Source organism: Marinifilum sp. D737 (assembly GCF_026672275.1).
In the GTDB taxonomy this organism is placed as follows: domain Bacteria; phylum Bacteroidota; class Bacteroidia; order Bacteroidales; family Marinifilaceae; genus Marinifilum.
Genome location: NZ_JANQCD010000005.1, coordinates 156,372 through 166,461 on the forward strand (window position 1 = coordinate 156,372; position 10,090 = coordinate 166,461).

The 10,090-nt window shown below is 36.4% G+C and carries 13 protein-coding genes; 9 read left to right on the top strand and 4 right to left on the bottom strand.

Translation table 11 applies throughout. From position 1 onward, the window contains the following. The first annotated feature begins 160 nt into the window (after nucleotides 1-160). The 5 genes from NQ163_RS05385 (at nucleotide 161) to NQ163_RS05405 (ending at nucleotide 3,260) form a co-directional block, all read left to right on the top strand. Nucleotides 161-538 carry a nuclear transport factor 2 family protein gene (locus NQ163_RS05385; protein WP_268189256.1) on the top strand — a complete coding sequence of 126 codons (378 nt, stop codon included), beginning with the start codon at nucleotides 161-163 and terminating at the stop codon, nucleotides 536-538. A gap of 57 nt (nucleotides 539-595) precedes the next feature. Continuing rightward, complete coding sequence (locus NQ163_RS05390) at nucleotides 596-1,351, top strand: helix-turn-helix domain-containing protein (protein WP_268189257.1); 756 nt, start codon at nucleotides 596-598, stop codon at nucleotides 1,349-1,351. Nucleotides 1,352-1,421: 70 nt separating this feature from the next. After that, the gene (locus NQ163_RS05395; RefSeq protein WP_268189258.1) at nucleotides 1,422-1,958 is read left to right on the top strand and encodes a dihydrofolate reductase family protein; all 537 of its coding nucleotides are present in this window, start codon (nucleotides 1,422-1,424) and stop codon (nucleotides 1,956-1,958) included. Nucleotides 1,959-2,091: 133 nt separating this feature from the next. After that, nucleotides 2,092-2,661: a VanZ family protein gene (locus NQ163_RS05400; protein ID WP_268189259.1), complete on the top strand. Its 570-nt coding sequence runs from the start codon at nucleotides 2,092-2,094 to the stop codon at nucleotides 2,659-2,661. A gap of 128 nt (nucleotides 2,662-2,789) precedes the next feature. After that, complete coding sequence (locus NQ163_RS05405; RefSeq protein ID WP_268189260.1) at nucleotides 2,790-3,260, top strand: hypothetical protein; 471 nt, start codon at nucleotides 2,790-2,792, stop codon at nucleotides 3,258-3,260. A gap of 172 nt (nucleotides 3,261-3,432) precedes the next feature. On the opposite strand, the gene NQ163_RS05410 is transcribed toward NQ163_RS05405, so the two are convergent. Further along, on the bottom strand, nucleotides 3,433-3,627 hold the full coding sequence (locus NQ163_RS05410) for a hypothetical protein (protein WP_268189261.1): 195 nt from the start codon (nucleotides 3,625-3,627) through the stop codon (nucleotides 3,433-3,435). A gap of 138 nt (nucleotides 3,628-3,765) precedes the next feature. Here NQ163_RS05410 and NQ163_RS05415 point away from each other — a divergent pair, with 138 nt between their 5' ends. From NQ163_RS05415 to NQ163_RS05430, 4 genes are all read left to right on the top strand, one after another. Then, complete coding sequence (locus tag NQ163_RS05415) at nucleotides 3,766-3,984, top strand: helix-turn-helix domain-containing protein (protein ID WP_268189262.1); 219 nt, start codon at nucleotides 3,766-3,768, stop codon at nucleotides 3,982-3,984. Between the two features lie 299 nt (nucleotides 3,985-4,283). Then, nucleotides 4,284-4,673, top strand: coding sequence for a hypothetical protein (locus tag NQ163_RS05420; protein ID WP_268189263.1), 390 nt, complete (start codon nucleotides 4,284-4,286; stop codon nucleotides 4,671-4,673). Nucleotides 4,674-4,697: 24 nt separating this feature from the next. Then, nucleotides 4,698-5,411, top strand: a complete 714-nt coding sequence (locus tag NQ163_RS05425) for a pirin family protein (RefSeq protein WP_268189264.1) — start codon at nucleotides 4,698-4,700, stop codon at nucleotides 5,409-5,411. A gap of 65 nt (nucleotides 5,412-5,476) precedes the next feature. After that, nucleotides 5,477-5,920 carry a DMT family transporter gene (locus tag NQ163_RS05430; RefSeq protein ID WP_170150652.1) on the top strand — a complete coding sequence of 148 codons (444 nt, stop codon included), beginning with the start codon at nucleotides 5,477-5,479 and terminating at the stop codon, nucleotides 5,918-5,920. 322 nt (nucleotides 5,921-6,242) lie between these two features. Here NQ163_RS05430 and NQ163_RS05435 read toward each other — a convergent pair whose 3' ends face one another. The 3 genes from NQ163_RS05435 to NQ163_RS05445 form a co-directional block, all read right to left on the bottom strand. Continuing rightward, nucleotides 6,243-8,798 carry a M1 family metallopeptidase gene (locus NQ163_RS05435; protein ID WP_268189265.1) on the bottom strand — a complete coding sequence of 852 codons (2,556 nt, stop codon included), beginning with the start codon at nucleotides 8,796-8,798 and terminating at the stop codon, nucleotides 6,243-6,245. 130 nt (nucleotides 8,799-8,928) lie between these two features. Further along, complete coding sequence (locus tag NQ163_RS05440; RefSeq protein WP_268189266.1) at nucleotides 8,929-9,729, bottom strand: DUF1338 domain-containing protein; 801 nt, start codon at nucleotides 9,727-9,729, stop codon at nucleotides 8,929-8,931. Between the two features lie 153 nt (nucleotides 9,730-9,882). Beyond that, nucleotides 9,883-10,090: hypothetical protein (locus NQ163_RS05445; RefSeq protein WP_268189267.1), on the bottom strand; the 208-nt coding region annotated here is incomplete at its 5' end.

The following is a 10,090-nucleotide window of genomic DNA, read 5'->3' on the forward strand; positions in this document are numbered from 1 at the left end:
AAGTGCTCTAAAGAATAGTATTATTCAATGATGATCGGCCTTTTAATAAATTTACGAAATAACTAAGCTTGGGACAAACGTTTATGAGAATCATAAGTTTACATTTGGTAAGCTGTTTTTAGTTTTGTAGCTTCAGTTTAAAATATTGTAATCCACTATCATGAAAAATCTACAAAAACTAATAGAAAATTACATTCAGGCCTATAATCAGTTCCATATGGAAGGAATGCTTATGGATTTGCACAAAGATGTAGTTTTTGAGAACATTTCAGAGGGGATTTTGACTTTGCGAACAGAAGGAATCGATGAATTTCAAACACAGGCTGAAAAAGCCATAACTTATTTTAGTCAGCGTGAGCAAATGATCAAGAATTGGGACATTCAGCTGGATAAAGTGGTAATTGATATTGAGTTTAAGGCCATTTTAGCCACCGATCTTCCCAATGGAATGAAGCAAGGTGATATCTTGCAGATCTCAGGACAATCTGAATTTGTTTTCGAGGAGGATAAAATTATCCGGATTGTAGATAAGGCATAAAGAGTTGGATCGAAACAAGTAGATTTGTAGCCTGCTTATTTCAAATTGTTCAAATCAATGACATCCTATTCATACATTCCTAATTGTCCACTAAATCAATACGTTGATTTAATATGGGTGGGTAAGGCTTCCAATCTTCAATTGAAGGCCAGGCACCATGCGGCAATGTTTACCGAATTGATCTTCAACTACGGAGATACTTTTCAGGTAGAAGGACAGAATATTGAGAATTACATAGGCACAAATAATCATCAAATTATATCGGGATTAAAAACAGAACCTTTTCAGACCAAAGTATCGGGCGTGTATGGAAATGTAGGCTTAATTCTAAAACCATTTTGCTACGGAATGCTCATCGAGCAGTTTGGAAGCAAGGCCATGGAGCAAATTTCTGAAATTCTTTACAATCATCTGTTTGCAGTAAATGAACCCAACTATCAGCTTGTAGAACAAAACTTACTGCCGCTTTTTCAAGGCAATACAATTGATACTGATTTGCTGAAGTTTGAAAACTATCTGTCAAGCAATGTGCTGGGCAAGGGTTCATTGAGCGATTTTAACCTCTCCATATCCATCTCGCAGAAAAGTTTCATTCAAAAGTTCAAGAAGAATTACCTGCTAACACCTGGCGAATATGTGAAGTTGAAGCAAGTGAACCATGCCATTCATTTGTTGCAGAACAACAATGCTGAAAAGTTTATTCAGATTGGTTTAGATGCTGGTTTCTACGATCAGTCACACTTTATCAGGGTATTCAAAAAGTTTTGTGGTTTAAGTCCAAAGCAATTCGTAAAATCCCTGAAAAAGGAATAGGGTAAATTTTGTACAATTTTTTCATTTAGATTAGTGAGACTTTTGCAGTGAATTTTAAAACAAATACAAAATGAAGCAAAACCTGGTTTTTATAGCACAAAGTTTAGATGGATACATTGCTGATCGTAATGGAGGTTTAGGATGGTTAGAGATGGTTCCAAATCCTGAGAAATTGGATATGGGTTATATGTCTACCATAGAAAGGATAGATGCTTTGCTTATGGGGCGAAACACATTCGATACGGTTTGTAGTTTTGGAATTGACTGGCCTTATACAAAGCCTGTTTTTGTAATCTCAAATTCATTGAGCGAAGTACCGGAAAAGTACAAAGGCAAAATTGAATTGGTAAAAGGAAGCCTGTCGGAAATTCTTGAAAGCATTCATGCAAAAGGCTACGAAAGCTTATACATCGATGGAGGAAAAACCATTCAATCTTTCTTAAAAGAGGATTTAATTGATGAACTGATTGTAACTACGATTCCAATTTTGTTGGGTGAGGGAGCTTCTCTGTTTGGGAACCTGCCAAAGGAACAAGAGTATGAGCTTGTGGAATCGAAGGTTTACCTCGACCAGATTGTACAAAGTGCCTACAAACGCAAAAAATAAGATCACAAAGCCGTTAGAGATTCAAAAGTCTGACGGCTTTTTTTATTACAGATAAATTACCAAAGTCTGCACAAAAGCTTGATATCTAAATTTTAGCTTGGTATCTTACAGATTAATAAACAAAAGTAAGACTATGCCTTTATTTAAATCATCACTTGAAAAAAGATTGTGGTTATACGTGCTGTTGGTATGGCTGGCCATTTTAACCAGTTTGATATTCGGATATCCATTGCTGCAAAAGCTGGGGGCCGAAAATATGGAGGCTCTTATTTTTATTTTGTGCATGATTATTATTGGTACTACAGTTATTTTGCACACCTTTCGCCGAGCCAAAGACAAAAACGATACCGTCACCGTACTTGGTATATTGGCAGTATTCATGATGCTTTTCCTTCGCCTTGGCTTGGCCGAGCGTTCTCACCTGATAGAATATTCGGTGCTTACCGTTTTTATTCACCGTGCCATGCTCGAACGATACAAGAACAAGTACAAAGGCTTTACAATTGCACTATTATCGTTGCTGCTTTCCTTCTTAATTGGAGTGTTCGACGAATGTGTGCAGGTGTTTATTCCACGCCGCGTGTTCGATATGGCCGACTTTCTTTTTAATGGTTTGGCTGCCGGCATGGCAATTGGTGCCAGCTTGCTGTGGCAATGGATCCGAAAGAAAACGGCTTTGCGTCAATCTCGACCGAGACGCTAAAGGTTGATAGGTCTTGCAACTCTGTTAAGTTTTTCTTTGTATTATTTCTCAAATTATTATTTTGTTAAGCGCAGTTTGTTTTGTAGATTTGTTTTTTTGCTAAAAACCAGTAAAATAATCTCATAACAATGATTAGATTTTTTCATTACCTCCAGTATGTACAGTACCCATTTACTGTATTGGCAGTTTATTACATTTTTAAGGGATCCTTTTTTCAACCTAACCTTGCCAATGTTGGTATTGGCGTTTTGTGTATGGGGATTGCCTTTGCTTTTAGTAGCATGGGAGATGTGAAGCAAATATCAAAAAAAGAAGAGAAAGTTTTTGCTAACAAAAAGAAGTTCCGAAGAACCTCTTTGTTTTTACTTTGGCTGGGCTATTTAATGATTTTTGTTACTGCTGTTTTTATTTGCCAGAAATGGTTGTTGAATAATGAAATCGGCGAACAATTTTACCAACTGGGACTGAACTGTTTTCCTTTAATTATTGCAGTCTTTTTTACTTTAAAGCAGCTCATCGATAAAAAGGAATATCACGAATTAAAGAATAAAAAGAACTTAGTGACTGAAAGGATTAATTCAGAATCCACCTCAGAATAAATTACGATTTTCCAATTGGTAAGTTTTAAATGATTTCACTTTTTATCTTCTTATTAGACAGTACTTGTTTTGGTTGACAACCATAAGTTATTGTTCTTATCATGTCATATCGGTGGGGCAAGAACAATATTGATGTTATAGACAAGTATGCCATTGCGGAAACCTAACAGATTTAAGAATTTCTTTTTCGAGTTGGATACAAATTCTGCTTAAAGTCTGTGATTTCATCTTTCAATTTCTTGTTGACATTCTTCAGTAATTCATTTTGATGCTTCATGATACTTAAAAGGTCATGCATGGCATTCAGGTTTTCCAGTTGAACGGAAACGATTTGTTCTAAATCGGCTTTGGTATATCTTCTGCTCATAATTGTGAATTTTGCAAGTATTCTTTAGACTTTCTAAATAATTCTATTTAAACTATATCTAAATTCAAAATAAAACTTTAGAGATTCTATATTTTTCTTTATCTGAGTTATATTTATCTTAACAAATTCGAAAGATTTATGACTTCTTTAGGACTTTATTTAACTAAAAAATCAGTGAATAGAGCAATGGTTTCGAGACGAACTGGAATCAGTCAGGCTCGACTATCTCAATTGAGTTCAAATGAATCAACCAAGCTCCGTGCTGATGAGCTGTATTTGATTGCTTTGGCAATTGACATTTCCCCAGGAGAAATGTTTGAGGAGATTTTTAAGGATTTGAAATTGGAAGAAGATTAAATTGATGAATGAGTAATGAATCAACTATCCAGCATCAAAGAAAGGCTTAAAACTTCAATGATACCCCCAGCCAAAGGGAAGATATGTAAAAGTTGAAGAGCAAGAGAACAAGCTTATTATTATTACTTTGATTGAAGAATAAAAGTGCCTGACATTTTGTATATTGCATTGTGGTTTTACAGCTGTGCGTTGTCTCTGTTCCTTTCTTGACCGTCTTCGCCCTGTGGACGCTGACCCTCTTCGAAAACCGAAGCGACAACTAGCAAATGACTGTTACATTTCACTAAAACCCAACAAGCATGAAACCAAGCATCAAAATATTCGGAATCCTATTGATATTGGCAGGGATATCTTTGCTTTGTGCCCCTGAAATCATCTTTGGTTTTTTGGATAGCAATAAGGAGGAGCTCTGGGTTTATGTTGTTGCCATTGTGGTGCGCCTGGTGATAGGTGCCATACTAATTCTATCGGCCAAGCAATCGAAACACCCGCTTGCGGTAAAAATAATAGGTGGTATGTTTGTGCTTGTTGCACTCATCTTTTTGTTTATTGGTCAGCAAAACTTGCAGGAGTTCATTGCTACAGTGCTCACTGTATTTACGCCGTACGCTCCGTTTGTAGGATTGGTGAGCATTGCCTTTGGTAGCTTTTTTATTTATGCCTTTTCTGGGCGAAGGATCAAAGAATAATTTATATTTCAGAAAATAAAATCGATGAACACAGTATTGCACAAAGCCAGCACAAGGGGACATGTCAAGCATGGATGGTTGGATTCCTATCATACTTTTAGTTTTGCGAACTATTACAATCCTAACAGAATTCAGTTTGGGGTTTTGAGAGTTATCAACGATGATACGGTTGATGTGGGGCAAGGATTTGGGACGCATGCTCATGAGAATATGGAGATCATTTCGATACCATTGGAGGGAGAGTTGGAACACAAGGATAGTATGGGGAATATTGCAAGAATTAAAGCTGGAGATATTCAGGTGATGAGTGCCGGGACTGGAGTTTATCACAGCGAATACAATAAAAACCACGACAGAACGGTGCAATTTCTTCAGATTTGGATCATTCCAAATCAACAACAGGTAGAGCCCCGCTACGATCAGATTTCCATTGCGGATATTTCGAAGGAGAATCAGTTCAATCAAATTCTATCTCCAAATGTCGATGATCAGGGAGTTTGGATTCATCAGGATGCATGGTTCAACTTGGGACAGTTTGCTCTTGCTACAGATTGTCAATATCAGCTCCATTCAGAGTACAATGGTGTATATGCTTTCGTGATTGAAGGAAATGCAGTTATTGAAAATCAGGAATTGCAGAAACGTGATGGCTTTGGCGTTTGGGGAAGAAATACCATATTGATAAAAGCTGATAAAGACTCAAAAATATTGTTGATGGAAGTCCCAATGAACCAATAATCGAAATGATTAGGTATAAAGGATAGCTCGTAGAATTCATTATTTTTGCAACAAAAGAAAAAGCTATGAGATATTTCCTGATGATTTTGATTTTGCTGGTGGGTTGTTTAATGCCGATACAAGCCAGTGTAAATGCCAAACTGGGTTCTTTCCTGAAAGCTCCTTTATTGGCTGCTTTGGTAAACTTTATTGTTGGAGGAAGTATATTGCTTTTTGTGGTGCTTGGTATGCGAACACCAAATAATTTGTTGCAAACCATTAAAGAGGCTCCTTTTCATGCCTGGATAGGTGGAGCTATTGGTGCTGTGTATGTATCATCAGTAATCTTTTTGGTACCACGTTTGGGAGCAGCATTAAGCTTTGCATTAATTGTTTGTGGGCAGTTGGTGTTTTCTTTGGTAATCGATCATTTTGGATTGTTTGGTGTTCCTGTTCAGCCAGTGAATTGGGGAAGGTCGATTGGTGTGTTGTTGATATTGGCTGGAGTTTTTGTGATACAGAAATTCTAAGATATAAATGATGAATTAAACTGCCTTTAATACCGATTGTGAAAATATATGAGCCACTGCTTCGCAAGCTTGCACTGTCTAACATTTTCAACATCGGCATTATACAATTTTCCAATATGGCTCATTGAATATTACATTTGGTATAACAAGTGGTTTGAATTCTTGACATGTTTTACCCTAAACTTCTCCCGAGGAGATTAATATTGTATGTTCCTTTGTGAAAAACCTTCGTATGCTTTGTGGTTAAACCAAAAATGACCCTTCCTAATTCGGAAGAGCCACCTTATTTTGAACCATGGTTTGAAACCACGTGGCTATTCATTTATTTCTTAAGTACAACATCCGATGCCTGCAGGATTTTTAGTTTTAAATTTTCGGGATAATCAGGTCTTTCCTCTAAAAACTTACGTGTGATATCTCCCGCTTTTTTTGACTGGTGGCCGCTATAGCTTACACTTAGCCAATTGTAAGGGAAGAAAATATCTCCGGTAATCTGTATTTCTTTAAGAAGTTCTAATGCATCAGGTAAATAAGTTAATGCTTCTGTTTCTCTCAAAGGATGATTCAAATATCGCAAAGCTTCCAAAGTCCAACGCTCAATTTGCCTGTTCTCTTCCTTCTTTAAACTTTCAAAGAATTCGTTACGAACTTCAGCATCTGCAGAAAGGGCAGGAGCAACGAAGTGCATTTTCTTTTTACGATCAGGATTTTGGATTCTTTCTGTTTGTGTTTTGATCAGTTCATCAGCTTTTTCAGGCATTTTAATTGCCAGATTACATGCCAATGCAGTTGCTTTGGTTTCCGAAAGGCTAAATCCACCAATGGCAATTTCTTCTTTCCAAACTTTGAATAGCTGAGATAATCTTTCAGGAGTTTCGGCAATACTGCTCAAAGCAGAATACAAGCTCGATTTTTTACTCATGTCATTTTCATTGCTCAACCTTATCCAAAGAGTATCTTCTAATTGCTTTCCAATTTTCTTTCTCTCATCAGGTGTCTGGTCTATCCAATATACTGATTTCAGGTAAGACAACATGCGTTCCAGGATCAAGCTATTCTCTTCTTTGGCAATTTGCTTTTCAATTGCTGTCACGAATTCATTTCCACTTAGAAATCCTTCTCTTAGGTTTTCATATAGATTGATTAGAGCAATACCTCTTACCAAATCATCTTTAATGCCATCAAGATTTTCCAAAAGGTATTGTTTGCTTTGTTTATCTAGTTTGAAAAATCCGTAAGCATCGCCTTTGGCATTTGGAATGATGTATTCAGGTACATCCATCCCTTTGGCATTCTCAACAAAAACTTCAGGAACATTCATATTTACTTTGATCCTCTTACTTTCATTTTTGTATCCAAAAATTAAGTGTAGGTCTTGAGTCCAATCACCAGGATTTCCTTTGGCATCTTTTTGAACCATTTTTAATTCGGTAATCTTACCATTTCTTGAGCTGATATTGGTAGTTAAATGAGGTCTTCCTGCCTTGTTGAACCATACCTTGCTCCAATGTTTCAAATCAAAAGGTGTTGAAGCATCCAATATGGCAATTAAATCTTCCCAACTGGCATTGTCATAGGCGTAGTTTTTCATGTAGGTCTGCAATCCTTTTTTCAAAGATTCTTTTCCAATAATATTTTCCAGCATGTTCATCACAATTGGTGATTTGTGATAGATAATGGCACCATACATGGTTCCTGCATCCTTTAGGTTAGGCAATACCTGGTTGATAGGATTCGGACCTGTAGTTCTGTCAACACTGTATGAACTTGGGAAATGAGCCATCTGGAATTTTAAATCGTGGTTCATATCCTTAAAGCTTGGGTTGGTGATTTTATCAGCAAGGAAATTGGCAAATATCTCTTTCAACCAAACCTGATCGAACCATTTCATTGTTACCAAATCGCCAAACCACATATGTGCAGTTTCGTGTGCTATTAAATTCGCACGTGCCAACAGGCGGTTTTGAGTAGCATTTTTATCTAAAAACATTCTTGATGCATTATAAAGGGTAGCACCTGTATGCTCCATCCCTCCATATTGGAATGATGGAATTACTACAATATCATATTTTGCAAAAGGATAGGGTACATCAGTATATTCTTCCAGCCAATCCAATGATTCAAATAGCATTCGGAAGATCTCATCGGTATTATTTGCTAGTTTTTCCGGGTCGGTCTCTCTATGATACATTGTGTGCTTTCTGCCATTGTGTTCACGAGTGATGGTTTCAAATTTACCAGCTACAAATGAGAATAGGTAAGTTGGCAGCGGCTTTGTTTTGGCAAATTCGTAAGTGGTTCTATTACCATTCTCTTTTGTTTGCACCAGCTTTCCGTTACCCATGGCTTTCCAGTGCGATGGAACGCTCATGTTTAGCTGAAATTTTCCTTTCAAGTTAGGTTGATCGAAACATGGAAATGCAGTTCTTGCTCTATCTGGCACAAAAAGAGTATACAAGAATTCATCATTTCTATTTAAAGATGTATTGCCAGCAATGAATTCAAGTTCGATTTCATTAGTTCCTACTTTTAATTCTTCTTTTGGAATGATTACGTGTTCCAATTCAAAGCGGTAGGCAGAGTTGTTTCCGTTTGTCTTTACAGACTTTATTAGACTGGCATCTTCACGGAAATCAATTTGTAAATCCTGGTTAACTGATTTTAATTCAAAAATCATTTTGTTCTTTCCAGATATTTCAGTTGTCTTTTCTTCCGGGATATCGAACTGAAGTTGATATTGCAAATCTGAAATATTCACTTTTCGATAATCAGCAAGAGTTTTTGCGACACCCGTTTCAACAGGAAGAGTTTTTGTGTTCTTATTACAAGCTGATAATAGCATACAAATAAGAATCATGAGTGTTAGTTGTTTGTTCATTTTTGGTGTGTTAGATTTTGTGCTTAAAGATAATATTATCGAAATGTAAATAGAGTGACATTTGTTGGTTTGCACAAAAAAAGCAAAATCCAGTTCATGAATTTTGCTTTTTGAATGATGTTTTATCTGATTAAGCTTCCCTGTAATTTGTACTGTCGAAAATTTTGTTGGCATTGGCAGCTATAAAGCCAGAGAATAGTTCTCCAGTATCATCAGGATAACGAATAGCAAACTCATAAAAGCATGCAGGAATATCATAAACACCTTCCTCAAATTCTACCTTAATAATATCCGATAGGGTTGAAGATTGTTGCAGGTAAACCTCAGGAGAGCCTTTAATTTCACCTCCAGATGTATTCATTGGATATCCATTATCTTTTAAAAACTGATTTACCTTTTCTATTGTATCAAACTTTTTCAAAGCATTAATGCTAACAGTAAAATGATTTACAGTGAATCCATGTACATATAGCCAGGCTCCATATTCCGATTCTTCTCTTAGCCTTTGGTAGGTTTCATATGAAGGTTTGCTCCAAACACTACCTTTAAATATAAGATCAGGATCTGAATAGTAAGCATTGCCTATGGAATTAAGTCTATTTTTAATAATTTTTTGAAACTCTTCTGAAAACTCAGATAGAATCAACTCAGATATAAAAACTCTTGGAGCTTTTTCGCTTGGATGTTCCAGGTGAACCGCATTTAGGTGCTTGTCTTCGAATTTATATTCGCCAACATATTCGTATCCAGCTTTCAAGAATTTCTTGGCTAAAACTTGTATGTTCATTCTTGGATCATCAAAAGTACGAAATGCTACATGATCGTTGATGACTAATTCTCCTTCATTCGAGAAAAGATCATGAATGGCTTGTGCAGAAGGATTTTTTGTTGTGTATCCTTTCCAAAGATCATTAAAAAGTTGTTGTTGCATAAGTGTGATTTTTATTTTGACTTAATTAAGATACGAATAAAAATCGACGCCTAACAAGATTTTTAAGAGCAATAAAAACTTTCATGATGAAATGCGAACCACCAACAGAAATGAAAGTTTTCGTATCCGATAGCTATTGGGAGTGTAATTTTGTTATTGTGCGAATATAGAATTAAAACCATGCGCCAGTACATCATTGTATTGTCCATTGAATTTCACAATTTTTCTACCTTTCCACAATTCAAACTTTTCAAGACTTTCAGAATAAAGCCTCCGACTCAAAAGAATCGAAGGCTTCATTTTTTCAGCGGTCCGGACGAGACTCGAACTCGTCCCGATTCTCGGGATGACTGGCATGTAT

Coding starts and splice junctions, on each gene's coding strand:
- NQ163_RS05415 (WP_268189262.1), top strand. CDS start 3,766: ATGACTTCTTTAGGACTTTATTTAACTAAAAAATCAGTGAATAGAGCA.
- NQ163_RS05395 (WP_268189258.1), top strand. CDS start 1,422: ATGAAGCAAAACCTGGTTTTTATAGCACAAAGTTTAGATGGATACATT.
- NQ163_RS05440 (WP_268189266.1), bottom strand. CDS start 9,729: ATGCAACAACAACTTTTTAATGATCTTTGGAAAGGATACACAACAAAA.
- NQ163_RS05435 (WP_268189265.1), bottom strand. CDS start 8,798: ATGAACAAACAACTAACACTCATGATTCTTATTTGTATGCTATTATCA.
- NQ163_RS05425 (WP_268189264.1), top strand. CDS start 4,698: ATGAACACAGTATTGCACAAAGCCAGCACAAGGGGACATGTCAAGCAT.
- NQ163_RS05390 (WP_268189257.1), top strand. CDS start 596: ATGACATCCTATTCATACATTCCTAATTGTCCACTAAATCAATACGTT.
- NQ163_RS05405 (WP_268189260.1), top strand. CDS start 2,790: ATGATTAGATTTTTTCATTACCTCCAGTATGTACAGTACCCATTTACT.
- NQ163_RS05400 (WP_268189259.1), top strand. CDS start 2,092: ATGCCTTTATTTAAATCATCACTTGAAAAAAGATTGTGGTTATACGTG.
- NQ163_RS05430 (WP_170150652.1), top strand. CDS start 5,477: ATGAGATATTTCCTGATGATTTTGATTTTGCTGGTGGGTTGTTTAATG.
- NQ163_RS05410 (WP_268189261.1), bottom strand. CDS start 3,627: ATGAGCAGAAGATATACCAAAGCCGATTTAGAACAAATCGTTTCCGTT.
- NQ163_RS05420 (WP_268189263.1), top strand. CDS start 4,284: ATGAAACCAAGCATCAAAATATTCGGAATCCTATTGATATTGGCAGGG.
- NQ163_RS05385 (WP_268189256.1), top strand. CDS start 161: ATGAAAAATCTACAAAAACTAATAGAAAATTACATTCAGGCCTATAAT.